Origin of the sequence: Mesorhizobium sp. B2-6-1, from assembly GCF_006440475.1 — a bacterium.
Taxonomy (GTDB): domain Bacteria; phylum Pseudomonadota; class Alphaproteobacteria; order Rhizobiales; family Rhizobiaceae; genus Mesorhizobium.
This window is the reverse complement of sequence record NZ_VFUH01000009.1, coordinates 68,247-93,719: the sequence shown is the minus strand read 5'-3', so window position 1 is coordinate 93,719 and position 25,473 is coordinate 68,247. Positions and strand designations below refer to the sequence as shown.

Below are 25,473 nucleotides of genomic sequence, written 5' to 3'. Positions count from 1 at the left end.
CGCCCCGCTTTTTACAGGGACGGCAGCCAGTCGAACCAGCCACCCTTCTTGCCTTCCGCCTCTCTCTTCAGGCGGCGTTCCTTTTTGTACTCGTCTTCGCCGAGTTCGTTTTGCGGCGCCGTGCCGGATGCGACGCGATAGGCAAGGGGCGGTTCGCTCAGATATTTGCGGGTATTCGGATCGCCCTGCTTGCTTTCGGCAAGGCGGCGCTGGATATCGGCGGCGCGGCCCTTGTCGGAATCGGCAGGCGTCCAACGCGGCGGGTGACTCGAGCCAGATTCTTCCATCGCCTTCTTCACCGAGGCGGGATCCGTCTGCACGTCGTCGACGATCTGCGACTGGTAGGACGGATCATCCTGGTGTGCGGTGGCGTCGGCGCGCAGGCGGGCACGGCGCTGCTCGGGCGATTCGGGCCATTCGGCGCTTGCGGTCTCGATGCTATCCTGTGGCGCCGGCAGCGCTTCCTTCTGACCAGGCGCCGGCTTCACCAGGGTCGGACGCGGCTTGTAATCGATGTGTTCCTTCCGCTTCGGCGCGAACGAAAAAGCGCCCGTGAGATCGCCGGCCAATTGTTCGCCGGCGGTCTTGTCGGTGCCGTAGGTCGGAGAACCGACACATCCGGACAGAGCGAGCCCCGATGCGACAAGCGGCGCCAACAGCGCGAGGCGCGCGTTAAATCTCTCGGTCATGCCAAAAAGTCCCACTCTAGACAGCCTCTCGATCGCCGCCGGCCCCAAGGTCCGGTCCCCGTGTCCAAGCACTTGCGACGAAAATCCGGCGACAATTTGTCTTCCGGAGTTTCGCGTGTTTACCTCAACCACTCGTTAAGGGCAACGCACGGACGGATTTGCGCCGCCCGGCGTGGCATTTGTGCACCGATATGCCTGGCCTTCAAAGCCGGCCGAGCGCCCTAAGCTCATGCAGCACGGCGGCGTCGCGCGCCGAGACATCGGGAAACGCAGCGTCCTGCCCGACATCGGCGGTGTAACGCCACGACCGCGCGCATTTGACCAGGCCGCGGTCCTCGGCCTTTTCGATCACCACGGCGACGCCCTTCACGTCTTCGAGCGTGAAGGCGCCTTGTTGCGCCTCGCCATGGGCGATGACGAGATCGCTGGTGATCGCCATCTCGGCCATGTCGACATCCGATATCGCGGCTTCGAGCGCCGCATCGTCGATGGTAACGACCGGCACCGCTTCCAGCGACGAGCCGATCACCTTCTGGGCACGCGCGATTTCCAGCGCACCGGTGACGACGCGGCGCACCTGCCGCACTTTACGCCATTTCTCCGCCAGCGCCTCGTTCTTCCAGTTTTCCGGGATCGCCGGGAACTGGTCGAGATGCACCGAGACGGCATCGGGATGGCGGTCGAGCCAGGCCTCTTCCATGGTGAAGGGCAGCATCGGCGCCAGCCATCTCACCAGACAGTCGAAAAGGTGGCGCACCACCTGCACCGAGGCCTTGCGCTTGGCGCTCGACGGCGCATCGCAGTAGAGCGCGTCCTTGCGGATATCGAAATAGAAGGCCGACAGCTCGACCACCATGAAATCGAGGAGCGCACGGGTGATGCGCTTGAACTCGAAGGCATCGTAGCCCTGGCGCACCACCTCATCGAGTTCGGCGAGGCGATGCAGCATCAGCCGTTCCAGCTCCGGCATCCCTTCCAGCGGCACCTCCTCGCCATCGTCATGGGCGAGCGTGCCCAGCATCCAGCGGATGGTGTTGCGCAGCTTGCGGTAGGCGTCGATGTTGGTCTGCAGCACGTTCTTGCCGAGTCGCTGGTCTTCCCAATAGTCGGTCGTCACCACCCAGAGCCGCAGGATATCAGCGCCGGATTGCTTGATCACGTCCTGCGGGACGACGGTGTTGCCGAGTGACTTCGACATCTTGCGGCCGTCCTCGTCCATGGTGAAGCCATGCGTGACGACGGTGTCGTAAGGCGCCCTGCCCCTGGTGCCGCAGCTTTCGAGCAACGAGGAGTGAAACCAGCCGCGATGCTGGTCGGAGCCTTCGAGATAGACATCGGCCGGCCATTTGAGGTCCGGACGATCCTCCAGCGTGAAAACGTGGGTCGAGCCTGAATCGAACCAGACGTCGAGGATGTCCGTCACCTGCTTCCATCTGGAGGCATCGTGATTGCCGAGGAAACGGTCCTTGGCACCGGCGGCGAACCAGGCATCGGCGCCTTCTTTCTCGAAAGCGTCCATGATGCGCTGGTTGACCGCCTCGTCCTGGAGCACATTGCCGTCGGCGTCGGCGAAGACCGCGATCGGCACGCCCCAGGCGCGCTGGCGCGACAGCACCCAGTCGGGCCGTTCCTCGATCATGGCGCGAATGCGGTTCTGCCCCGCCCCCGGCACGAAACGGGTGTCGTCGATCGCCTTCAGCGCACGGCTGCGCAGCGTCGTGCCGTCGCCGAGGTCCTTGTCCATGTAAACGAACCATTGCGGCGTGTTGCGGAAGATGACCGGTTTCTTCGACCGCCAGGAATGCGGATAGGAGTGTTTCAGCCGACCGCGCGCGAACAACGCGTTGCGCTTGATCAGCTCATCGATGACCGCTTGGTTGGCATTGCCCTTCTTGCCGTTGTCGTCAAGGACGCGCGCCGCGCCACCCTCACGATCCGGACCGAAGCCCGGCGCGTCCTTGGTGAAAAAGCCGGCATCGTCGACGGTGAACGGGATCGCGGTGTCGACGCCGCGCGCGCGCAGGTCCGGGGCCGCGTCCATCCAGGCGTCGAAATCCTCGCGACCATGGCCCGGCGCCGTGTGAACGAACCCGGTGCCCGCATCATCGGTGACATGGTCGCCGGCAAGCATGGGCACCGGAAACTCATAGCCGCCTTCAAGACCCTTGAAGGGATGCGAAAACGTAAGACTTCCAAGCTCTTGCGCCGACACGCTGCGAAGACGATTCAAGGTGACTTTGGCCTTGACCGAAGCCTCTTCAGCCAGTGTATCGGCAAAGATCAGCTTTTCGCCCGGCTGCGGGCCGAAGGCGTTCTCGGCTGCCGTGACCTCGTAGAGGCCGTAGTCGATGCGCGGCGAATAGTTGACGGCACGGTTGCCGGGGATCGTCCAGGGCGTCGTCGTCCAGATGACGACGTGGGCCTGCAGCAGATCGAGAGCGCCCTCGGTCAGTGCGGCCTCTCCGTCAGCGACGGGGCGCACCAGACTGGCGACGGGGAACTTCACCCAGATCGTATCCGACTCGTAGTCCTGGTATTCGATCTCGGCCTCGGCGAGCGCGGTGCGCTCGACGACACTCCACATCACCGGCTTGGAGCCGCGATAGAGCTGGCCCGACATGGCGAATTTCAACAGTTCGCCGGCGATACGCGCCTCGGCGTGGAAGGCCATGGTCGTATACGGATTCTTGAAGTCGCCGATGACGCCAAGGCGCTGGAATTCCGCCCCCTGAACGCCGATCCAGTGAGCGGCGAAATCCCGGCATTCCTTGCGGAATTCGTTGACCGGCACCTCATCCTTGTTCTTGCCCTTGGCGCGGTACTGCTCCTCGATCTTCCATTCGATCGGCAGGCCGTGGCAGTCCCAGCCGGGCACGTAATTGGCGTCGCGGCCGCGCATCTGGAAGGAGCGGTTGATGACGTCCTTGAGGATCTTGTTCAGCGCATGGCCGATATGGATGTTGCCGTTGGCATAAGGCGGGCCGTCATGCAGCACGTATTTCGGGCGACCGGCGGAGGCCTCGCGCAACTTGCGGTAGAGATCCATCTCCTGCCAGCGCTGGACCAGCACCGGCTCCTTCTCGGGCAAACCGGCACGCATCGGGAAATCCGTCTGCGGCAGGTAAAGCGTCTTGGAATAGTCGATCGTTTCAGCTGTATCGGTCATTGGTCTGCCATTGTGGATTGCCCGGCGGCAAGGGAGCTCGGGCCTGAACTATCATGATCTGGAAAAAGCGCGAGGGGTCGCGCGCAAGATTCCCGGCGGCTCCGACAGCTCTCAGGCCGTCCGGAACACCGGGCTGGTAATTCGTATCGTAATCGCGACGGAACGCGAGACCACTGTCATGGCCGCGCTTTTAAACGAGGTGGGCCAGCTTGGAAAGCCCGAACTCCAAGGCACTCGCCTTGCCGCTTGTGCCAATTGCGCATATATGTTTGGGCAAATGGCACCGGAGGCGCGTCATGTCCAATCCGCATCGCAAGGTCCACGTGCCGGCTGCCAGACGGGCCGCCCGTAAGGAGAAGGTCGAGCGTGCGCAGGATGGCTTGGTCCGGGATGCCGCAACGGGGCAATTCCTGGTCAGCTTCACCAAGGTGGAAGAACTCCGCCACCGTGGGTTCAGCAATGACGAAATCTACAAGATCGTAGGATCGCGGCGCACTTTGGCGCGCAGGAAAGAACGCAATGAGAAACTGAGTATTGCCGAGTCCGATCGCGTCATGCGCATCGAGCGCATTTCCACAATGGCGGATCGTGTTTTCGGAGACCACGAAAAAGCGCAACGTTGGTTGCGCAAACGCAGCCGGGTGCTCAACGAAGCGCCTATCACGCTCCTGCAGTCGGAAACCGGTGCTTCCCTGGTGGAAGAGGAACTGCATCGCATCGATTATGGCATTTTCGCCTGACGATGCGTCTATGGCGTATCTCCAACTTCGCCGACCTGTCCGGCCGGGGCGGCATGCTCAGCTCCGGCCGTTGGAACATCAAGGGCACCGCCATTGTGTACTGTGCGGATCATCCCGCCACGGCGCTTCTTGAAATTCTCGTTCATGTCGACGTGGAAGATTTGCCGCCCACGTTCCAGCTCCTGGAAATCGAAGTGCCTGACGGCGTCTCCATTGCCGTCCCCGATTTGCCCGAGGGCTGGAAAGACAATCCGGCCAAGACACGCGAGATTGGCAGCGATTTTGTCAGTGCCGCCAGCCATCCAGTCATGGAAGTTCCTTGCGTGATCGTTCCCTTCGCCAGAAACTATATTCTCAATCCCGCCTTGCTGGAACGCGAAGGCATCGCCATCGTCGGCACCACAAGTCAACAGATCGATACGCGATTGCTGGAATAAGGCCGATACCGGCTACATCTTGAAATCGAAGCGATAGGTCGTCGATACGCCGATCATGAACTGGTTGCGGTCGCCGCGCTCCTTGACCAGGCTGGAATCGGCGGCCGGGCCTTCGAGGCGTGAATATTCCCCGAACAGGCTGGCGGTCATCGGGTCGGTCACCTTCCACGTCACCGCACCGCCAAGGCCGACCGATTTCAGGCCGCCGCCGGGATTATACTGGTTCAACCCCGAGGCCACGGCTTCCTGCGCGTCGACGCCGTAATAGGCGTCGAAATATTTGGCGGAGGCGAACGAGACGCGCGGCCCGCCAGAGATCCTGACGGTTGGCGTCACATCGTAGAAGGCGTCGGCGGCGATGTCGGCGACGAAGCCGTTATGGGCGCGGATGCCGTGCCGCAGCTCGGCACGCGCACGTATCCAGTCCGTCGGATAGAATTCGAAGAAGCCGCCCACCTCGCCGCCCCAGCGGACCGGATCGAGGCCCTTCAACTCGTCGGCATCGCCATCGTCGCGCGAGAACAGGAACTTGCCGGTCAGGCCGGCGCGAACGCCGCCGTCATCGACCAGCGCCAGCGAAATGTTGTCGTTGCGTGAGGTGAAGCGGGCCGCCGGGCCAGCCTTGCCCAAGGAGATGATCGGCGAGGCGCTGAGCAGGTACTTCTTGCCGCCCTCGAAATTAGGCGCCACCATGCCGGTGGCGCCGACCGTCAGATACCAATCGCCGGACAGCCAGCCGAAGGCGCCCTCGCCGGCATCGGCCGCACCCGAGGTAGCCAGCATGACGGTAGCCAAGGCTGCAGAAATTTTCCCGACCGGACTCATGACTACCCCATTAACACGATACGACTGTCTTTCGGTCACAGCTTTGAAGAGGCTTTGGTAAAATTTGATTTAAGGTCGAGACGTCCGGCTCGCATTGCTCACCATCCGGCCGCCGTCGGCTGGACGCGGGTCGGCACCGAGGGTAACTTCATTCCCTGCTGGCGGTCCTCGATGGAGGTGGCGACATGACCTTGCACGGCGATGCACTGAAGAACGCGATCGGACAGACGCGAGCAAAGTGGGGGTGGTTTGTTGGCCTGGGCGTGTTGCTGCTGATCCTCGGCGGCATTGCGTTCGGCAACCTCTTCATTGCCACGGTGGCTTCCGTCTATGTCGTGGGGTGGCTGATGCTGGTGGCCGGCATCATCGAGATCATGCATGCCTTCGGGGTCAAGACGTGGGGCCGCTTCTTCTACTGGCTGCTCAGCGGATTGCTCTACGCGGTCGCGGGCTTTTTCGCCTTCGACAACCCGCTGCTGGCCTCGGCGGTGCTGACCTTCCTGCTGGCCGTCGCGCTCGTCGCTTCCGGCGTGCTGCGCGCTTGGGTCGGCTACAGCCACCGGCCTGAGCGCGGCTGGGGCTGGATCGTCGCGGCCGGCGCCATCAGCGCGATCGCAGGATTGATCATAGCCATGGGCTGGCCGGTCAACAGCGTATGGGTGCTCGGCCTGTTCCTGGCAATCGACCTGATCTTCCAGGGCTGGACCTTCATCGCCGTCGGTCTGGCGCTGAAAAAGTAACGTCTGATTCGAGCATGATCTAACCCGAAAACCGGACCATGCTTCAAAAAGCCATGGCCGCGTCGAGTTGCGAAAGTGGCTTGACGCCGGCCAGCAGTGCTCTCGCCTCAGCCTCGTCGCGCTTCATCTGCGCGACCAGCGCATCAAGCCCGTCGAACTTCACCTCGCTGCGCAGGTAACCGAAGAACGACACCTGGCAGATCTCGCCATAGAGGTCACCGGAAAAATCGAAGACGAAGGTTTCCAGAAGCGGCGCGCCATCATCGTCGACGGTCGGACGGCGGCCAAAGCTGGCAACGCCATCATGCAGCCTTCCGTCGGCGCGGCGAAAGCGAACGGCATAGATGCCTTCCCTGAGGGTGGCCTCGGCGGGAAGCCTCATGTTGGCGGTCGGAAAGCCGAGCGTTCGCCCCAGTTTCTGGCCGCCCACGACTTCGCTCTCCACCGTGAAGCGATAGCCGAGCAGGCCGGCGGCCTCGGCCACCGCGCCTTCGCAAAGCAAGGCGCGGATGCGGCTCGATGAAACCACCTCGGCGCTTTCGTCCCGAAATGCATCGACCAGCGTGACGCCGAAGCCATGGCGCTCGCCAGCCGCCATCAGATAGGCCGGCCCGCCCTGGCGGTCCTTGCCGAAATGGAAATCGAAGCCGGTCACGGCATGGGTGATGCCAAGCGTTCTCTCAAGCACGTCGGTCACGAAGGCTTCCGCCGATAGCGAGGCGAAGTCGCGCGTGAAAGGCTGTTCGACGAGCGCGGCAAAGCCCAGCAGCGACAGGAGCCGCGCCTTCATCGGCGGCGGCGTCAGCACGAACAGCGGTATCTCGGGCCTGAATATCTTTCGCGGGTGCGGTTCGAAAGTCAGCACCAGCGCCGGCACGCCACGCCGCCGCGCCTCCGCCAATGCCCGTTCGAGCACCGCCTGATGACCGCGATGGACACCGTCGAAATTGCCGATCGCGACAACGCCGCCGCGCAAATCGGCGGGCAGCGGAGCGGTTGCCGAAAGGTGCTGGAAAGCGTCCATCGCCATCTACCGCAGCCTGGGAATGACGGCCACTGGATGATAGCCGTGCCTGTCAAGAAACGCGGCGAGCCTTGCGGGATCCGGTTGCGATGCATCGCCATAGTCGCGGGCATGAATGCCGCCTGAGACATAGAGAACGTCGAAACCGTTGTCGGCCGCGCCCTTGATATCGGTCAGCATGCCGTCGCCGATGGCCAGCACCTGGCGGCGCTCGACCGGCCGGCCAAGGATCTCCGCCACCTCCTTCATCGCCACATCATAGACCGGCGCATAAGGTTTTCCGGCGATCAGCGTGCGGCCGCCGAGCTGTGCGTAGTCGCGCGCCAGGGCGCCGGCGCACCAGATGATGCGTTCGCCGCGCTCGACCATGATATCCGGGTTGGCGCAGATGAAAGGCAGGTTCCTGGCGCGCAGCCGCCGCAGCAGCTCCGCATAATCTTCGGGCTTCTCCACTTCGTCATCGAACAGGCCGGTGCAGACGACGCCGGATGCCTCGAACTCCTCGACGAGATCGACGTCGAGCCCGTCATAGAGGGTCAAGTCTCGCTCGGCGCCGACATGGAAGATCTTTCGCGGGCCTTCCACGATCAGGTCGCGGGTCACGTCGCCCGAGGTGACCACGCGGTCGTAGGCCCATGGGGGAACGCCGATGACGTTCATCTGGGCCACGACGTCGGCGCTGCGGCGCGGCGAATTGGTGATCAGGACGACGGGAATGCCGGCCGTACGGGCAGCCGCCAGCGCCGACGCAGCCGCGGGAAAATGCGTTTCGCCATTGTGCACCACGCCCCAGACATCGCAGAGAATGGCCGAATAGTTCTTCGACACGTCTTCGAGCGAACCGATGATGTCAGGCGAGGCCGCCATGCCGTATCCTTCAGTCATGATCGTTGCGGTGCCGCAGCCGACGGTTCGCCGCAGCCGGTTGGAATTATCCGAACCGGCCCAGCCTGTCACCAGCTTTCGCCCGCCTGTACCGACATCCACCACCGTTCACTGGTTGGTTAACGAGCTTTGAAAATGCAGCCTGACCTTGGACATATTCCAGAAACCTGAAATTTAACGATTTATGACACCGTCCCCACTGACTATCGATTTGGCGGGGCAGCTGTGACAATGATCCGAAGATTCGGACGCGACCGGCGTGGCAACTATGCGCTGATGACCGTGCTCGCCATGGTGCCGCTGATGGGCGCCGTGGCTATCGCCGTCGACTATACGGAAATGGTGGGCCAAAGGCAAAACGCCTTGAATGCCTTGGACGCGGCCGGCTTCGCCACGGCCCAGCAGATCGTTGCCGGCGCCAGCGAAGCCGACGCGGTGGCCTATGCCAAGAATTTCTTCGAAGCCAATCTCGCGCATATCGATCCGGCCAACACCACGCTGGCCGTGACGCTGCCCAACAACAACACAGGCGGCGGGACGCTGAAGCTCTGCGCGACCTTGGTCTACAAGCCCTATTTCGAGCCGACGGCTAAACTACTGCTGGGCGGCAGCGCCGGCAGCACCGATATCGGCTTCAGCACCTGCTCCGAAGTGCGCCTGAAGAACACGCTGGAAGTGTCGCTGGTGCTTGATAATTCCGGTTCGATGAAGGAGCTCGGCAAAGGCTCGAACAAGGTGCGGTTCGACCTTCTCAAGAGCGCCGCCAAGCAGTTGGTCGACCAGTTGGCCGGCCAGGCCCAGCAGATGAGACAGGTCACCAAGCCGGTCCAGTTCAGCCTCGTTCCCTTTGCCGCCTCGGTGAATGTCGGTGCGGGCAACGCTTCGGCGGCGTGGATGGACACGACCGGCATATCGCCTATCCATCATGAGAATTTCGACTGGACGAACACCATGACGCAGGAAAAGTCGCCGTGGGGGACGACCAAATACGCGCAAAACATCGCCGGCATCTGGTATGCGAAAGGCACCGGCTGGGACGCGAGCCAGAAAGACCAGCCGCTGACCCGGTTCTCGATCTACAAACAGATGAAACGCATTTCAGCGTGCAGTCTCAAGAATTGGGACGGTACTTGTGCATCGAACGCGACCTTCACCTATGCGCCGGTCGCGAGTTGGGGTGGCTGCGTCGAGTCGCGCCCATATCCATACAATATCCAGGACACAGCTGCATCGACAACACTGCCTGCAACGCTTTTCGTGCCGATGTTCGCGCCCGACGAAACCGACCGCGTCGATAGCTCTTCAAGGCCAGCCAATAACAATTGGGATGTCGACGCCCCAGTGAGTTCAGGCGCGTCCGACGCCGCACGCCAGCGCTACATGCCAAAATATTTCGACTGGGTGAACAAGGTCACGCCGGCCTACGGCATGGACGCCGGGCCGAATACAAGCTGCAGCACGACGGCAATCACGCCACTGACCGATGTTTCCACGACAGCCGGCGCAACTTTGATCAAGAACGCCATCGATGCCATGGCCGACGACGGCGCCACCAACGTTCCGGAAGGCATGGCCTGGGGCTGGCGGACCCTTTCCAGCACCGCACCTTTCACCGAGGGCCGGCCCGAAACGGAAAGAGGCAACGACAAAGTACTGATCGTGCTGACCGACGGCGCCAACACCTACTACACGCCGACCTCGGTGACGGCGCAGACCTACTCTGGAACCAATTGGAATTCTGGCGGTAACGACCTGGCTGGCAGCAAGGCGATCTATTCGGCTCTCGGTTACGTCGTTCCCTACAGCAACGGCTACAGCTACGGCCGCATGTTCCTCGGAACGGATGTCACCAAGGACGACTACAGCAACGCCAACTACACTAAGGCCATGAACGAGCATTTCACCGCGCTCTGCAATAACGCCAAGGCCGCCGGGGTCATGGTCATGACCATCGCGCTTGATCTGGACGCCACCAAGACGGCGGAGAAAACGCAGATGGATGCGCTGAAGGCCTGTTCTTCTGATTCCCGCTTCAGCAAGGACAAGACCGATCCGAGCAAGCCGATGAAGCTGTTCTGGAATTCGACGGGCGCAACGCTGTCCGACGATTTCAAGGCGATCGGCAACGAGCTGTCCAACCTGCGCATCGTCAGCTGATCCGACGAATTCCACGTCGACGCTCTGCATCCAGCGGGGCGTCGTTCTGGACGGCACCAGGGGTCGCTCCAGATTGGTTAGTGCTTGGTGAAGCGCGAACCAAGCAATCGAGCGGTTTCCCAAACCCGTCCTTCAGCGTTTTGTGGAAAGCTGGCGTCGAACGAGAATCCGCCGGCGGGGGCCGCTGCAAGACATGCGTGAAATCTGGCGTCAGTTCCGCCGCGACAGGCGCGGCAACTATGCTCTCATGACGGCCTTCGCGATGGTCCCGCTGATGGGCGGGCTGGCGCTCGCGGTCGACTTCACGGAAATGAACCGCCAAAAGCAGACGGTGTTGAACGCGCTCGACGCCGCCAACTTCGCCACGGCACGCCGCCTGACGGAAGGCGCCACCGACGACCAGCTGAGGGCCTATGCGCTCGACTTCTTCAACGCCAATCTGAACGATGTCGATGCCGCCAACACGACGCTCAACCTCACTTTGCCCAGCAACGCCGCTGGCGGCGGAACAATGAAGCTTTGCGGCACCTTGACCTATAATCCTTACTTCCTGCCAACGGCGAAGATACTGCTCGGCGGCACCGGCGCCACCAATATCGGCTTCACCGCGTGCTCGGAGGTGCGGCTGAAGAACACGCTCGAAGTGGCGCTAGTGCTCGACAATTCCGGATCGATGGTCACGCCCGGAACCGGCTCGGGGCAGAAGCGCATCGATCTCCTCAAGACCGCGGCGAAGCAGTTGGTCGACACGCTTGCCCAACAGGCCGCGATGATCAAGCAGGTCGACAAGCCGGTGCAGTTCGGCCTCGTACCCTTTGCCGCCTCGGTCAATGTCGGTCCTGGCAATGGCAATGCGTCCTGGATGGACACCGAGGGCCTGTCACCGGTGTCGAGCGAGAATTTCGACTGGTCGACGCTGAACGCCGCCAACAAATACGCCCAGCAGACCAACGGCATCTGGTACAAACGCGGCACCGGCTGGGGCGACGAGGAAGGCCAGATGCTGACCCGGTTTTCGCTCTACCGCGACATGAAGGTCGTCACCAGCCATGAGCGTGTTAAAAACAGCAAGCACGTTGTTTGTGCTGAATACAACTGGAACAATACCTGCAAGCGCAGTTACGACGCATACGACTATGTCGATTCCTACGGTCCGTTCGCCAGCTGGCAAGGCTGTGTCGAAGCCCGGCCCTACCCCTACAATGTCAACGACGCCCCGCCGTCCGGCGGCTCGGCCAACACCGGGATAGGCGTGGGCGATCCGGCGACGATGTTCGTGCCGATGTTCGCCCCGGATGAACCCGGCAATCACTGGAAGATCACCCAGGATCCCAACGAAGCCGCACCAAAGACCTACGGCGCCATCAACAGCTGGTGGAACGACGATCCTTCGAGCAGCAGCGGCCAAGCCCGGCTGCGCAACATGACCAAATATTTCCAGCCGCGGCCGATCGATGCGCCGGTATTGCCCGCAGGCAACGGCCCGAACTACAGTTGCACCACCAACCCGATCACGCCGCTGACCGACGTCAGCGTCGCCGATGGGCTCGCCACGATCAAAGCCGCGATCGACCTGATGCAGCCGGATGGCGGCACCAATGTTCCCGAGGGCATGGGCTGGGGCTGGCGGGTGGTCTCGAGCGGCGAGCCGTTCACGCAGGGGCGCCCGGAAACAGAAAAAGGCAACGACAAGGTGGTGATCGTGCTGACCGACGGCGCCAACACCTATTACACGCCGTCTTCGCTCAGCTATTCCGACCCCGCCGATTCGAAGTCGACCTACGCGTCCTACGGCTATCTCAAGCCCGGCTATGCCGGCACCTCGGTCGGGCGCCTGTTCATGGGCACATCGAGCGCCATCGGCCAGTTCGACTATTCGAACGGCAATTACACCAGCGCGCTCAACGAGCAGATGACGACGCTTTGCAACAACGCCAAGGCGGCCGACATCATGGTGATGACGGTGGCTCTCGACCTGTCCACGACCAAGACCACCGACAAGAACGCCATCGATGCGCTGAAATCATGCTCGTCGGTCTCGCGCTTCCGCAAGGACCCGGCGGACCCGAGCAAACCCGCCAAGCTGTTCTGGAATGCGACGGGCGCCAGCCTGTCCAACGATTTCAAGGAAATCGGCAACGAATTGTCGAACCTGCGCGTGGTCGGTTAACCGAACTCTGGCGCAACGCCCGACGCCGCCAAGCCCTTGTGGGCGCCTGCCGCAACGGGCACATAATGGCTGCACGCTGGATCGCATCCATCGCGGCACGCCTGGGAACGAACAATGCCCGATACCGCCAACCACCTCGCCTTCGCGCTGGTCTGCCTGGGCATGGTGCTGACGCCGGGTCCAAACATGATCTACCTGATCTCGCGCTCCCTGTCGCAAGGGCCGAAGGCCGGGTTGATCTCGCTTGGCGGGGTCGCCGTCGGTTTTCTCTTCTATGTGCTGTCGGCGGCATTCGGAATCACGGCGCTGCTGCTGGCCGTACCCTTCGCCTATGACGCGCTGCGCTTTGCCGGCGTGCTCTATCTCCTGTGGCTGGCCTGGCAGGCCGTGAAGCCGGGCGGACGCTCGCCATTCCAGGTGCGCGACCTGCCGAAAGACGGGCCGCGCAAGCTGTTCGCCATGGGCCTGATGACCAATCTGCTCAATCCGAAGGTGGCGGTGCTCTATCTGTCGCTGCTGCCGCAATTCATCAGCATTGGCAAAGGCCATGTCCTGTCTCAGCTTCTTGTGCTCGGCGCGACGCAGATTTCGATCAGCCTGACCGTGAATGCCATCATCGCGGTGACGGCCGGCTCGATCGCCGCGTTTCTCGCCGGGCGGCCTTTGTGGCTGGTCATCCAGCGCTGGATGATGGGAGGGGTGCTGACGGCGCTGGCGCTGAAGATGGCGACCGACGCACAGCGCTGAGGGCGGCGGTCCCGGCGTTGGTCTACATCGGCCGCCTTGTCTGCTGCGTCCGCTCCGGTTCCACCACCTTGCGGTAGAGGTGCCAGGTGGCATGGCCAAGGATGGGCATAACGACCGCGAGCCCGGCAAACAGCGGGATCGAACCGATCACCAGCAGCACCGCGACCGTCAGGCCCCAAAGAGCCATCTGCAGCGGATTTGCCATCACCGCGCGCGCCGAGGTTTCTATGGCCGAAACGGCGCCGACGTCACGGTCGAGCAGCAGCGGGAAGGCGACGACAGTGGTGGCCAACACGATCACGGCGAAAACGAAGCCGGCGGCGTTGCCGAGAAGGATCAACGTCCAGCCCTTGCTGGTCGTCAGCACGTCGCGGACAAAGGCGCCGATCGAAGCCGGCGGCTGGTCGCCGAACAGGCTGGTGTAGATCGACTGCGCGGTGAACAGCCACAACAGGAACAGCACGAACAGCATGATGCCGATGACCGCGATCGAAGGCACCGCCGGCGAGTGGCGGACATCGAGGGCATGCCGCCAGTTGGTGTTCATGCCGAGCTCGCGCCGGCGGCTGATCTCGTAGAGGCCGAGCGCGGCGAAAGGGCCGACAAGGGCGAAACCCGACATCAAGGGATAGGCGAGCTGAATGGCGTTGGAGCCAGACGTCCACTGCGTCAGGATCAGGCCGACGATGGGATAGATCAGGCACAGGAAAACGTAGTGAGACGGTTTTGCCCAGAAATCCTCGGCACCGAGCCGCAGCGCATCCCAGAGGTCCGATGTGGTGATGTGGCGCACCGTGGGCTGCACATGCATACCACGCGCGTCCGCCATGACATGAAAGCTGGCCATAAGCTTCCTCCCGTTGTCGGGGGCGGTCACCACCGTGATGGCCGCCCGTAGCTGCCACTAGTAGATGTAACAGCATACCCGATTTGCCAGGGGCTGTCGCCAATTCGATGGTTCCGGACAGGCCATCACGGGATTGTCATCGCTGCCCGGCAGAAGCCGCGATCTTCGGCATCGGATTTCTCGGATGATGGGCCATTCGAAGCTGGATGGCCAAACGGAACGTTTGAAGACTACGCGGTGCGATCAGCGAAGGCCAAGGCATCAATTTCCTCGACAGTTTTTTCGGCTTGCCCGTCAAAAGCCATGATCGCGACTATGCAGGCAGGAATGAACACTGTCATCGACCTCCCTCCAGAACCGCGCCGGACAAGGCGCTCCTTGCTGATCGGCCTTGCGGCCATTGCCGGGCTTGCCGCCTGCACAACCGTTTCCGTGCCCACCGGTGAGGGCGCAGGTGTCTCTTCCTCCGCCACGGCCACCCTGGCCAACTTGCGCGCTGCGGCCGGGCGGACTCCGCTGACCGCGGACACCCAGCTCGAACAGGCAGCGTTGCAGCAGGCCGGCTACATGGCGTCGCGGACGCGCATGAGTCACACCACCGGCTGGGGCAAGGATTTCGCCTCGCGCATGAAGGACAATAGCGTGCACGGCGCTGCGGCCGAGAACATCGCCGAAGGCCGCTTCGACCAGCAGAAACTGTTCGATATCTGGATGCATTCGACCGGCCACCGGCGCAACATACTCGACCCGGACTTCAGTCGTTTCGGGCTTGCCTATGTCCGCGACGGCCGCGACCCCAGCCTCCGCTACTGGGCCCTGGTGCTCGGAAGGTAGCAAAGCCATCGCCGGCAGCGGCATCGCCGGCAGCGGACAGCCGTCGGCGAATATCAATCCATATGTGCCGCCGGCGCGCCGCCAGCCGGCGCCGTCTTCGGCTTGCGCAGCAGGATCACGAACGGAATGGCGGCCAGCGTCATTATCATCAGGATTTTGAAGTCGTTGACGTAAGAGATCATCATCGCCTGGATGTTCACCATCCTGTCGACCTGGGACAATGCCATCTGGTCGCCGCCGGCCGCCGCCGGCGAAACCGCCCACAGATTGGGGTTGAACGGATTGATAAAGGTGGAAAGCTCGGCGTGATTTATCTGTGTATTGCGCACCATGAGCACCGTCACGACCGATACGCCGATGGACGAGCCGAGGTTGCGCACAAGGCTGAACAAAGCCGTGGCATCGGTGCGGAAGCGTACGTCAAGCGTGGCGAAGGCCACCGTCGACAGCGGCACGAATACCATTCCCATTCCCAGGCCCTGGATGATGCCGGAAGTGATGATCAGCCAGTTGTCCATCTGGGGCGAGAAGCCGGCCATCGTGTAGAGCGACTGCGCGGTCAGGAGGAAGCCGATGACGACGAGGATTCTGGCGTCGACCTTGCTCATGAGCCGGCCGACGACGAGCATCGAGATCATCGTCCCCACGCCGCGCGGCCCGATCACGATGCCGATGGTGATGGTCGGATAGCCGAAGATGGTCGACAGCATCGGCGGCAGCAGCGACATGCTCGCCAGGATGAGCACGCCCATGACGAAGATGAACGCCAGCCCGGTCACGAAATTGCGGTCGAGGAAGATCTTGGGGTCGATGAAGGGATGCTCTGCCGTCATCGTGTGGATGATGAACACCCAGAAGCCGGTTATCGAAAGGCCAAGCTCGATCCAGATCTCGACCGACGAGAACCAGTCGACCTCGCCACCACGATCGAGCAGCAGCTGCAGAGCGCCGACGCCGAGCGATATCATGGCGAAGCCGAAGAAATCGAAGCTTCGCACCCGCCGCGCAATGGCCGGCAGATAAGCGGCCATGCCGAGGAAGGCGACGATGCCGACCGGCAGGTTGATAAAGAACACCCAGCGCCAGCTGAAATTCTCGGTCAGCCAGCCACCAAGCGTGGGACCCAGAATCGGCCCCAGCATGATGCCGGCGCCCCAGATGGCCATTGCCTGGCCGTGGCGTTCCTTCGGGTTGATGTCGAGCAGGAAGGTCTGCGACAGGGGCACGATCGCGGCGCCGAACACGCCTTGCATGAGCCGGAACAACACAATGGTTTCAAGGCTCCAGGCCAGGCCGCACAGCATCGAGAAGATGGTGAAGCCGACCACCGCCGTCAGGAACAGTTCCTTGCGGCCGAAACGGTCCGCAAGCCAGCCGGTGACCGGCGTCATGATCGCCGCCGCCACGATGTAGGAGGTCAGCACCCAGTTGATGTTGTCGGGCGAGGCGCCGAGATCGCCGGTCATGGTCGGTAGCGCGACGTTGGCGATCGTGGTGTCGAGCGCCTGCATGATCGTCGCCAGCATGAGCGCAACCGTGATCAGGCCACGATGCGGCACTTCTTTGAAAGGTTCTGGCGTGCTCATAATGCGGAACTTCCAGCCGGTAACAAAAACGTGTACACAGGGTTTCCGGGCGGCAAAGCCTTCCGTTGAGAGACCCTCATCGCGGTGGGACGCGATTATCGATGTGGGGGTTACATCGACCGAAAGTCTCGATTGAGCGGATGCCTGCCGCCCGGAAACATGAGGACCGACGGGTCCGTGTCGAAGATTTCAGCTTTCGATCAAGCCGCGATGCGGTTTGCCCCGAAGGCTGCCCCTTCAACTCCTCCCATCAGACCAATCCCCCTGCTCAGTGCGTCCACCCGCATGATCCCCGCGGGCTTCCGCTGATTTACTTCGCGACCTCGCCAGCCGTGGCGTGGCCGAAAATGCCAGGCAGGCCGCGCGCCACGCCCGTGTCGACGGTAACGGCCGCGCTCATGCCTGTGCGCAGCATCATCTTGGCGTCGGGATCGCTCAGCTCCAGGCGGACCGGAATGCGCTGGGTGACCTTGACCCAGTTGCCGGTAGCGTTCTGGGCGGGCAGCAGCGAGAAGTCCGCTCCGGTGCCGGCGCCGATAGCCTTGACGGTCGCTTCGAAGGTCCTGCCCGGATAGGTGTCGACCACGATTTCTGCCTTCTGGCCCGGCTTCATATTGGTCAGCTGTGTTTCCTTGAAATTGGCGTCGATCCAGGTATCGCCGGTCTCGACCAGCGAGAACAGCGGCGTGCCGGAGCCGACATACTGGCCGACCTTGAAGGACGCGGCCTGGTAGACGACGCCATCGGCAGGCGCCTTCACCGTGGTCTGCGCCAGGTCGTAGGCAGCCTTGTCGCGCGCTGCGAGCGCCGACATCACGGTCGGATGTTTGTCGGTCTCGATATCGGGATTGCCGCCCAGCGCCGCCTTGGCGCTGACGATGCCCTGTTGGGCGACGGCAAGCTGCTGCTTTGCCTTATCGAGATCGTTCCTGGCCTCATCGAGCGAAGACTTGGCGTTGATGCCTTTCTGGGCGAGATCGGCGGCACGGTCGTATTGCGACTGGGCATAGGCAACTTCGCTGCTGGCGGATTTCTCCTGCGCCATGGCCTGGCTGTAGGCGGCGCGCAGCTGTTCGACGTTGAGCCGCGCGGCGGCCACCGCCGCGTCGGCCTGCGCAAGTGCGATCCGGTAAGGCTCGGGGTCAATGGCGAAGAGAAGATCGCCTTGCTTCACCCTCTGATTGTCCGAGATGGCGACCTGAACGATGCGGCCCGCCGTGTCCGAGGCGATCGATACCTTGGCCTGCTGCAGGTTGGCGTTCTCCGTCTCCTGGTAGCGCCCTCCAGTGACCCAGACATAGCCGCCACCAATGACCAACGCCGCCGGCAGTGCGAACATCAACAAGAAGCGGCCGAGACGGCGCTTCTTCTTTGGCACCGGCGCCGGCTCTGCCGGAGGTGTCATTGTAACAGGGGCCGCGGCCGGCTGCTGCGGCGCTTCCATTTCCACTTTGGCGGCGTTTTCGTCGACCTTGGCTACCGCGTTCATGCTGCTGCGCCTTCCGTATTCTTGACCTTGTCGCAGGACGGTGAATCGCCATCCGCGAGATTCTGTGCCATCGCATCCAATGCCCTGATCAGGACGCGGCGATCGTCCGGCGAAACGCCGGTCAGCGACTCCTCATAGACTTCGCCGGCGAGGCTCTTGACCTCCGCATACGCGGCACTTGCCTTGGGAGTTGGGAAGATCATGCGCACGCGGCGGTCGGCGGCGTCGGAGCGGCGCTCGATCCAGCCGCCCTCCTCCATCCGGTCAACCAGCCGCGAGACGCTGATCGGCTCGATTTCAAGCAGTTCGGCAAGCCGCGCCTGCGAAACGCCCGCTTCCTTGGCGACGCGAACCATCAGGCGCCATTGCGCCGAGGACAGGCCAAGGCCGCTGGCGCGCGCTTCGAAGCGCTTTCGCATCAGCCGCTGCACGTCGTGGATCAAAAATCCCAATCTGTCTACGCCTTCGGAAACCATGAGTGGCATATATAATAAGCGTGCTTATCATTCAAGTCCGGCATTGTTCCAGAAGCCGGCAAACGTGCATGGCAGCCGTGCAGCACAATCATGGCTGCGTCCGATGATCTCGGCCGCCGCGACACCCATTACAAGCGGTTGCGGATCAGCATGGTGACAACGAAGAAGGCGCCGAGCGAGCTGGTGATGATGCCGATCGGCAGTTCCTGCGGCGGCAGCAATGTGCGCGCCAGAAGGTCGCTTGCCAGCAACAGCACCGCCCCGAACAGCGCGCAACTTACGATCAGGCGCAGATGCAGCGCGCCGGCCAGCGGCCGCGACAGATGCGGGATCATGAGGCCGACGAAGCCGATGACGCCAGCGACCGAAACCAGGATCGCGGTCGAAAAAGCGGCGACCAGAAACGTCGTCCGTCGCATTCGCGCCACCGGCACGCCAAGACTTTCGGCGGCATTTTCGCCGGCCAGGAAAGCGTCCAGCCGGCGATGATTCCACAGCCCGTACGCCGCAATCGTGCCGGCCCCAAGCGCACCCAGCCAGATATTGTCCCACCGCGCAAGGCCGAGCCCGCCCATCGTCCAGAACAGCACCGAATGGGCGGCGCGCTGGTCACCGGCAAAGACCAGGTAATTGGTCAATGCGGTGAACATGAAGGAGACCGCAAGTCCGGCGAGGATCAGCCGTTCGGGGCCTTGTCCCCTCACCCGCGCAACCAGCAAAAGCACAACGCAAGCCGCCAGAATACCGCCGGTGAACGCAGCGATCGGTAGCGTCCAGATCCCGAAACTGTCGCCGAAGACGGTGATGACGGAGACAGCGCCGGCGGCGGCTCCCGACGAGAGGCCGAACAGGAACGGATCGGCAAGATCGTTGCGCGTCACCGTCTGTAACAGCGCGCCGACCACGCCCAGGCCGCCGCCGACACAGATGGCCAGGATTATGCGCGGCAATCTGAGGTCGACGACGATCCTGCCGACCGGGCCGGACACGTCATGCCCCTTCAATCCGATCGCATGGCCAAGTGCTGCAACGACGTCGCCCAACGGAATCATCGTCGAGCCATAGGCGATCGACAGCAGCGCGAACGCGGCGATTGCCAACGCCGCCGCCGTCATGGCCAATAGGAATGCCTTGTGCCGCAAAGTCATGTTCCCGGTTAAAACGCTTCCGGATGCATCGCCCTGGCAATCTTGCCGATCGCGTCGATATTGGCCGGCCCGGGTGTCAGTTCGGCATAGCGAAGCGCCACGAAGCGTTCGTTCCTGACCGCGTCCGTCTCCTTCATTGCCGGATGCGCTTTCAGGAAATCGAGCAGCTTCCGGTAGCCGCCGCCATCCTGATAGTCGAGCAGGATGAGGAATTGCGGATTGCGCGAGGCCACCGTCTCCCAATCCGTGTTGCCCCAGCTGGTGTCCATGTCGGCCATGATGTTGTCGCCGCCGGCCGCGGAAATCATGGCGTTGGGAATGGCGAACTTGCCTGATGTGAACGGCTTGTCCTCGCCGGAATCATAGAGGAACACGCGCGTTCCCCTGCGGGCGCCGACCTTGGCCGTGATTTCGGCGAGCTGCGCCTTCCAGCCGGAGACGAGCTTATCCGCTTCGGCCTCCTTGCCGAAGATCTTGCCCAGCTTCTCGACATCGCCATAGAGCAGGTCCATCGAAGCGGCGGGGCGGTTCTTGTCGAGATGGACGCAGCTTTCCGTCAGCACCAGGGTCTTGATGCCGTGTTGCGCCAGCGTATCGGGCGTCACCTCGCCGCCCGGCTTCATGCCGTAGTACCAACCGGCGAAGAAGAAGTCGGGCTCGACAGCGACCAGGTTTTCCAGCGTCGGATATTTGGGCGCCAGTTCCGGGATCGAGCCTTGCTCGGCCTTGAATTCGGGGCCGACCTTGTACCATCCGGTGATGCCGGTCAGGCCGACGATCGACGGCTGCAGCTTCAGGGCGAAGGCCATCTCGGCCATGTTGAGATCGTGAATGACAGCGCGCTTTGGAGGCGCGTCGAAGGTCAGCGACTTGCCGCAGCTGTCGACCGTCACCGGAAAGGCGAAGGCCGTAGAGGCCAGCAGGGAGAAGGCAAGAGATACGGCAAGGCGTTTCACGGATGTTGCTCCTTCGTTGCACGGGAATTGGATCTGCGCTCACGAAGATGGCGCGGCACGGTTCGGAACCTCGAACACCGTCAGCTCGCGGTCCTCCATCGGGTGGCGCAACCTAAAGACGTCGACACCGAAGATCTCGCGGATCAGCTGCTGAGTGAGTGCTTCGCGTGGCGGCGCCAGCACATGCAACCGGCCATGGCTCATCACCGCGACCCTGGTGGCGAAAGGCGTCACCAGCGCCAGATCGTGCAGCACCGCGATCACGGTCATGCCGAGGCCTGCAACCAGTTCGAGCAACTCGCTGCGCGCCCGCGGGTCGAGATGGTTGGTCGGCTCGTCGAGGAACAGGATCTTCGGCTCCTGTGCGATGGCGCGGGCAAGCTGGGCGCGCTGGCGCTCGCCGCCCGACAGCGAGCCGATGGTGCGGCCAAGCAGCGGCAACAGCCCGGTCCGGCGCAGCGCCTCGACGACAATGTCGCGTTCCTCGCTCCTGTGCCTGCGGCCGGTATGCGGAACCCGGCCGAGCTCGACATAATCGATCACCGCCAGCCGTGGATCCGGTTGATCGGTCTGGCCGACGACGGCGATGTGCAGCGCCCGCTCGGCGGTCGAAATCCTGTCCAGCAGGCGCCCGGTGAGCTTCACTTCGCCCGAACTCGGCCGCAGCATGCCCGACAGCATGCGCAGCAATGTCGTCTTGCCGGCGCCGTTGGGACCGATGATGGCGAGACGGTCGCCCGCCGCCACCGAAAGGCTGACCGGATGCACCAGATGCAGGCCATCCGCCGCCGCGGCCAGGTCGCGGGCCTCGAGAAGCGGCGCGGTCATGGGCAATTCCTTGCAGGGCCTGCCGGAATACGGGCCAGCGTCTTGCTTGCCAATCCTGCCGGACGCTGGCCTGAATTCACCTCGGTGGCGATATCGCGGCAAAGCGTGCACACGATGATGCGATGCATGGGAATGCAGTGAATGCGATCGATGGAGCCGTCCAACTTCCGTCACTTTCAAAAATGGCGACGGAAGGAAGCTGGCTTGAACCGGTCGACAAGACCGAACCCCGCGTCTCCTCCCGGCACACCCCGTCCGGTCAACTCATGCAGATGGCAGGTCTCCTGGCTCGCGGGTCGTTGCGCCATCCTGCCTTCCCAGCCTTGCCGGCCAGTGGCTTCTCGGATTTTGCTCGCCGCTTACAGTTGCGGGGGCAGCCATGGCTTCGACCCGAAAATCGGGCCTCACCATGTTCCCTTTTTACCCCTCGCCTTGCGGCGCGGGGACCATCACGAGTCGCAGCCTAGGATGCAGGCAGCGTCAAGGCAAGGTCGATGTATGTTCTGTTATAACAATACAATCGTCTGGTCAATCGCTATCGCGCGCCACCAGTTCCAGCGGCCAGACCTCGCGAATGATCTCTGGCCCTTTCGCGCCGGCGAAAGCCGGGAGCGAGGCGAGCAGGATTTCGCCGAGGCGCCGCCCCATCGGATCCAGGCTCGGGCGAAAGCCGGTCAGCGCCGGCGAGAAATAACGGCAGAGCGGCGTGTCGACGATGACGATCACCGCGACATCCTGCCCGGGCTTGATCCCCATTTCGGCGAGCGCTTTGCAGCCGCCGAGCGCCATCGAGTCGTTGTTGAAGATAATCGCGGTCGGCGGATCCTTCGACCGCATGACTTGCGGTGTCACCGCGTAGCCACCGGCTTCGTTGATAAAACCGTCCACAATCAGGCCGGGATCGACTTCGATGCCGTGCCGCCGCAGCGCCTTGCAATAACCCTCCAGAAACAGATAACCGAAATTCAGGTCAAGCGACGGCCGGATGGCGGCGATGCGGCGGTGGCCACGCGCAACCAGCCGGTCGACCGCATCGGCGCCCGCCTTCTCGAAATCCAGATCCAGAGAGGGATAGCTGTCGTCGCCGGACCGGCTTCGGCCGAGCGTCGCGAAGGGAAAGCCGGCCTTGCTCAGATAGTCGATGCGATCGTCCTCGCGCCGCGTCCAGGCCAGTACGACGGCATCGGCACGACGCGTCTCGACGACGCGGCGCAGCCGCTCCTGTTGATAATCCGCCGGCGCGCCCATGACGATGATCAGGTCCAGCCCGCACTCGGCCAATGTCGCTTGCAGTCCGGTGAGGAACGGAATGAAGAACGGCTCGCCATACTGCTGGTCGCCCGGATGCGGCTGCAGCATGAAAGCCACGGCATGGGTGGTGCCGCGGCGTAGGTTCCTGCCCGAGTGGTTCGGTGAATAATTGAGCTTCCGGGCCGCCTCGAGCACGCGCTGGCGTGTCTCGGCGTTCACGTCGGCGCGCCCGTTAAGCGCGCGCGAGACTGTACCGATCGAAATGTTCAGGTGCCGCGCAAGATCGTGAATGCTGGACGCCAAGACCTCCCCCTCCTGCTTCTGGCTAGCACCAGCCGGTCGTGCGGCCAAGGCGTTTCAGAGCCGACGGTACAAATCCGATTGACAATATATGCCATCGGGTGTGTCATCGTAAACGTTTACGGAAGTCATTTACGGACTGCCGTGGGTGCCAGCCAGGAGGGGTTGGCCGGAGGAGCGCTGGATGATGCACGTCGTCCTGGTCGGGTGCGGAGCCATGAGCAAAACCTGGCTCGAGGCCATCAGCCAATCCCCTGCCGTCAAGATCGTCGGTCTCGTCGACCTCGACGCCGACAGGGCGCGCCAGCGGGCACGCGAATACGACCTCGCCGGGGTCGCGATCGGGACCGATCTCGACGTCGTTCTCTCCCAGACCAGACCCGATGCGGTGTTCGACGTGGTCGTGCCTGCCGCCCGTCGCGCCGTGGCGAATTCGGCCTTTGCCCATGGCTGTCATCTGTTGACGGAAAAGCCGCTGGCCGACAGCCCGGACAATGCGCGCGCCATCATCGACGATGCGCGGCGCGCCCGGCGCATCCATGCCGTGGTGCAGAACCGCCGCTACGTCGCCAACGTCCGGCGCATCCGGCGCTTCCTCGGCTCCGGCGCCATCGGCGCTGCGACCAGCATCCATGCCGATTTTTTCATTGCGCCGCATTTCGGCGGTTTCCGCGAAGGCATGCGCCATGTGCTGCTGCTCGACATGGCGATCCATACATTCGACGCCGCCCGCTACATGGTCGATGGCGAGCCGACCGAAGTGTATTGCCGGGAATGGGAGCCGGCCAATTCCTGGTACCGGCAGGGATCGTCGGCAAGCGCCACCTTCGAGCTCGGCCAGGGCAAGATGTTCACCTATCGCGGCAGTTGGTGCGCCGACGGTTTCCGCACCAGTTGGGAAGGCAGTTGGCGCATCGTCGGCGAACGCGGCAGCCTGACCTGGGATGGTCATGACGAGTTGAAGGCCGAAGCCGTGCTGCCGGAACGCGAAGGCCTGCTCGACAAGGTCGTGCCGGTAGCGGTGCCGCCGCTCGACCCTGCCGACCGCATCGGCGGGCATCTCGGCGTCATGGAAGATTTCGTCCGCGCCGTGGAAACCGGCACCGAGCCGGAGACGCGCGGCGCCGACAATATCAAGAGCCTGGCCATGGTTTTCGCGGCGATCGAAAGCGCCGAGACCGGGCGCCGGATCGAAATCCCCAGGCAGGAAGGATGACCATGGCGGACCCGCTTCTCGACATCAGGATCGGCACCATGGTGCGGGCCAATCTCGAAGACCCGGCCGCCTATGTCAGGCAGATCCTGCCGCTCGGTTTCGAGAGCGTCCAGCCCTTCTTCTGGCAGACGCTGGGCGGCAAGGACCTGGGGCGGCTCGCCGGCGAGATCCGCGACGCGATCGGCGATGCCGATGTTAGCGTCAGCTCGATCGGCGTGTTCGGCAATCCACTCGAGAGCGGCGACACCGACCGCCGCGTGCTCAAGGCCTGGGAAACGGCGATCGACAGCGCGCATCTGTTCGGCACCAATCTGGTCAGCGGTTTTACCGGCCGCATCCGCGGCAAGCCGCTGACCGACAGCCTGCCGCGCTACCGCGAAGTCTGGGGCGAATTGGCCAAACGCGCGGCCGACAAGGGCGTGCGCATCGCCTTCGAGAATTGCGCCATGGATGGCAACTGGGCCGCCGGCGACTGGAACATCGCCCATAATCCGGACGCCTGGGAACTGATGTTCAACGAATTGCCGGATGAGAATCTGGGTCTGGAATGGGAGCCCTGCCATCAGTTGGTCTATCTGATCGACCCGATCCCGCAGATCCGCAAATGGGCGCATCGCATCTTCCATGTCCACGGCAAGGACGCGACGGTGCGCTGGGATGTCATACGCGAGCACGGCGTCTTCGGCCGCCTGCCCTTCGTGCAGATGCGCACGCCCGGCTTCGGCGACAGCGACTGGACGCGGGTGATCAGCGAATTGCGGCTGGCCGGATACAAGGGCGCCATCGACATCGAAGGTTGGCACGACCCGGTCTATCGCGACGATCTTGAAATGACAGGCCAGGTCCGCGCGCTGGAATACCTCCAGCAATGCAGGGGAGGCCTGAGCTACCTGCCGAACCCGACGTGAGGATTGGCCGGCGGGAGGAGCCGGACGGGATTGCCGAAGCAGATGTCGAAACCC

Annotated in this window: 22 protein-coding genes and 1 riboswitch; of the genes, 9 read left to right on the top strand and 13 right to left on the bottom strand. The window is 63.0% G+C overall.

The window, feature by feature from the left end:
* Nucleotides 1–11 precede the first annotated feature (11 nt).
* Together FJ443_RS19170 and ileS are read right to left on the bottom strand one after the other, a co-directional pair.
* The gene (locus FJ443_RS19170) at nt 12–689 is read right to left on the bottom strand and encodes a hypothetical protein (protein ID WP_140494227.1); all 678 of its coding nucleotides are present in this window, start codon (nt 687–689) and stop codon (nt 12–14) included.
* Nucleotides 690–891: 202 nt separating this feature from the next.
* Nucleotides 892–3,855, bottom strand: coding sequence for an isoleucine--tRNA ligase (gene ileS, locus FJ443_RS19165; protein WP_140665380.1), 2,964 nt, complete (start codon nt 3,853–3,855; stop codon nt 892–894).
* A gap of 296 nt (nt 3,856–4,151) precedes the next feature.
* Between ileS and FJ443_RS19160 the strand changes: the two genes are divergently transcribed.
* Nucleotides 4,152–4,595 carry an antitoxin Xre/MbcA/ParS toxin-binding domain-containing protein gene (locus FJ443_RS19160; RefSeq protein ID WP_140494231.1) on the top strand — a complete coding sequence of 148 codons (444 nt, stop codon included), beginning with the start codon at nt 4,152–4,154 and terminating at the stop codon, nt 4,593–4,595.
* Nucleotides 4,596–4,597: 2 nt separating this feature from the next.
* On the top strand, nt 4,598–5,032 hold the full coding sequence (locus FJ443_RS19155) for an RES family NAD+ phosphorylase (RefSeq protein WP_140665377.1): 435 nt from the start codon (nt 4,598–4,600) through the stop codon (nt 5,030–5,032).
* 12 nt (nt 5,033–5,044) lie between these two features.
* On the opposite strand, the gene FJ443_RS19150 is transcribed toward FJ443_RS19155, so the two are convergent.
* Nucleotides 5,045–5,815 carry a MipA/OmpV family protein gene (locus tag FJ443_RS19150; protein WP_224519163.1) on the bottom strand — a complete coding sequence of 257 codons (771 nt, stop codon included), beginning with the start codon at nt 5,813–5,815 and terminating at the stop codon, nt 5,045–5,047.
* 227 nt (nt 5,816–6,042) lie between these two features.
* Here FJ443_RS19150 and FJ443_RS19145 point away from each other — a divergent pair, with 227 nt between their 5' ends.
* Complete coding sequence (locus tag FJ443_RS19145; protein WP_140494237.1) at nt 6,043–6,597, top strand: HdeD family acid-resistance protein; 555 nt, start codon at nt 6,043–6,045, stop codon at nt 6,595–6,597.
* A gap of 43 nt (nt 6,598–6,640) precedes the next feature.
* On the opposite strand, the gene FJ443_RS19140 is transcribed toward FJ443_RS19145, so the two are convergent.
* Complete coding sequence (locus tag FJ443_RS19140; protein ID WP_140495019.1) at nt 6,641–7,621, bottom strand: bifunctional riboflavin kinase/FAD synthetase; 981 nt, start codon at nt 7,619–7,621, stop codon at nt 6,641–6,643.
* A gap of 6 nt (nt 7,622–7,627) precedes the next feature.
* Nucleotides 7,628–8,488 carry a TIGR01459 family HAD-type hydrolase gene (locus tag FJ443_RS19135; RefSeq protein ID WP_140656312.1) on the bottom strand — a complete coding sequence of 287 codons (861 nt, stop codon included), beginning with the start codon at nt 8,486–8,488 and terminating at the stop codon, nt 7,628–7,630.
* Nucleotides 8,489–8,737: 249 nt separating this feature from the next.
* Between FJ443_RS19135 and FJ443_RS19130 the strand changes: the two genes are divergently transcribed.
* The 3 genes from FJ443_RS19130 (at nt 8,738) to FJ443_RS19120 (ending at nt 13,580) form a co-directional block, all read left to right on the top strand.
* Nucleotides 8,738–10,663: a pilus assembly protein gene (locus FJ443_RS19130; RefSeq protein ID WP_140665375.1), complete on the top strand. Its 1,926-nt coding sequence runs from the start codon at nt 8,738–8,740 to the stop codon at nt 10,661–10,663.
* A gap of 193 nt (nt 10,664–10,856) precedes the next feature.
* Nucleotides 10,857–12,833, top strand: coding sequence for a TadE/TadG family type IV pilus assembly protein (locus FJ443_RS19125; protein ID WP_181175114.1), 1,977 nt, complete (start codon nt 10,857–10,859; stop codon nt 12,831–12,833).
* Nucleotides 12,834–12,947: 114 nt separating this feature from the next.
* Entirely contained in the window at nt 12,948–13,580 is a 633-nt protein-coding gene (locus tag FJ443_RS19120) for a LysE family translocator (protein ID WP_140494241.1), read from the top strand.
* Nucleotides 13,581–13,602: 22 nt separating this feature from the next.
* Here the strand turns inward: FJ443_RS19120 and FJ443_RS19115 are convergent, their stop codons facing one another.
* Nucleotides 13,603–14,427: a DUF2189 domain-containing protein gene (locus tag FJ443_RS19115; protein ID WP_140650058.1), complete on the bottom strand. Its 825-nt coding sequence runs from the start codon at nt 14,425–14,427 to the stop codon at nt 13,603–13,605.
* Between the two features lie 327 nt (nt 14,428–14,754).
* On the opposite strand from FJ443_RS19115, the gene FJ443_RS19110 reads away from it, so the two are divergent.
* Nucleotides 14,755–15,261: a CAP domain-containing protein gene (locus FJ443_RS19110; protein ID WP_140665372.1), complete on the top strand. Its 507-nt coding sequence runs from the start codon at nt 14,755–14,757 to the stop codon at nt 15,259–15,261.
* Between the two features lie 53 nt (nt 15,262–15,314).
* Here the strand turns inward: FJ443_RS19110 and FJ443_RS19105 are convergent, their stop codons facing one another.
* The 7 genes from FJ443_RS19105 to FJ443_RS19075 form a co-directional block, all read right to left on the bottom strand.
* A complete protein-coding gene (locus FJ443_RS19105) occupies nt 15,315–16,847 on the bottom strand; it encodes a DHA2 family efflux MFS transporter permease subunit (RefSeq protein ID WP_140494247.1) in 1,533 nt (510 codons plus the stop codon).
* Between the two features lie 310 nt (nt 16,848–17,157).
* On the bottom strand, nt 17,158–18,336 hold the full coding sequence (locus FJ443_RS19100) for an HlyD family secretion protein (RefSeq protein ID WP_140494249.1): 1,179 nt from the start codon (nt 18,334–18,336) through the stop codon (nt 17,158–17,160).
* Nucleotides 18,333–18,812 carry a MarR family winged helix-turn-helix transcriptional regulator gene (locus FJ443_RS19095; protein ID WP_140495025.1) on the bottom strand — a complete coding sequence of 160 codons (480 nt, stop codon included), beginning with the start codon at nt 18,810–18,812 and terminating at the stop codon, nt 18,333–18,335. Before FJ443_RS19095 ends, FJ443_RS19100 begins: the two co-directional genes overlap by 4 nt.
* A gap of 128 nt (nt 18,813–18,940) precedes the next feature.
* Nucleotides 18,941–19,960, bottom strand: coding sequence for an iron ABC transporter permease (locus FJ443_RS19090; protein ID WP_181165125.1), 1,020 nt, complete (start codon nt 19,958–19,960; stop codon nt 18,941–18,943).
* A gap of 8 nt (nt 19,961–19,968) precedes the next feature.
* Nucleotides 19,969–20,916, bottom strand: coding sequence for an ABC transporter substrate-binding protein (locus FJ443_RS19085; RefSeq protein ID WP_140521643.1), 948 nt, complete (start codon nt 20,914–20,916; stop codon nt 19,969–19,971).
* Nucleotides 20,917–20,955: 39 nt separating this feature from the next.
* Nucleotides 20,956–21,744: an ABC transporter ATP-binding protein gene (locus FJ443_RS19080; protein WP_140560513.1), complete on the bottom strand. Its 789-nt coding sequence runs from the start codon at nt 21,742–21,744 to the stop codon at nt 20,956–20,958.
* Nucleotides 21,745–22,000: 256 nt separating this feature from the next.
* A riboswitch (cobalamin riboswitch) is annotated at nt 22,001–22,210 on the bottom strand.
* 62 nt (nt 22,211–22,272) lie between these two features.
* Nucleotides 22,273–23,298: a LacI family DNA-binding transcriptional regulator gene (locus FJ443_RS19075; protein ID WP_140494255.1), complete on the bottom strand. Its 1,026-nt coding sequence runs from the start codon at nt 23,296–23,298 to the stop codon at nt 22,273–22,275.
* A 181-nt stretch (nt 23,299–23,479) separates the two neighbouring features.
* On the opposite strand from FJ443_RS19075, the gene FJ443_RS19070 reads away from it, so the two are divergent.
* Entirely contained in the window at nt 23,480–24,511 is a 1,032-nt protein-coding gene (locus FJ443_RS19070; RefSeq protein ID WP_140631406.1) for a Gfo/Idh/MocA family oxidoreductase, read from the top strand.
* 2 nt (nt 24,512–24,513) lie between these two features.
* Nucleotides 24,514–25,419: a sugar phosphate isomerase/epimerase gene (locus tag FJ443_RS19065; RefSeq protein WP_181175113.1), complete on the top strand. Its 906-nt coding sequence runs from the start codon at nt 24,514–24,516 to the stop codon at nt 25,417–25,419.
* The last annotated feature ends 54 nt before the right edge of the window (nt 25,420–25,473 follow it).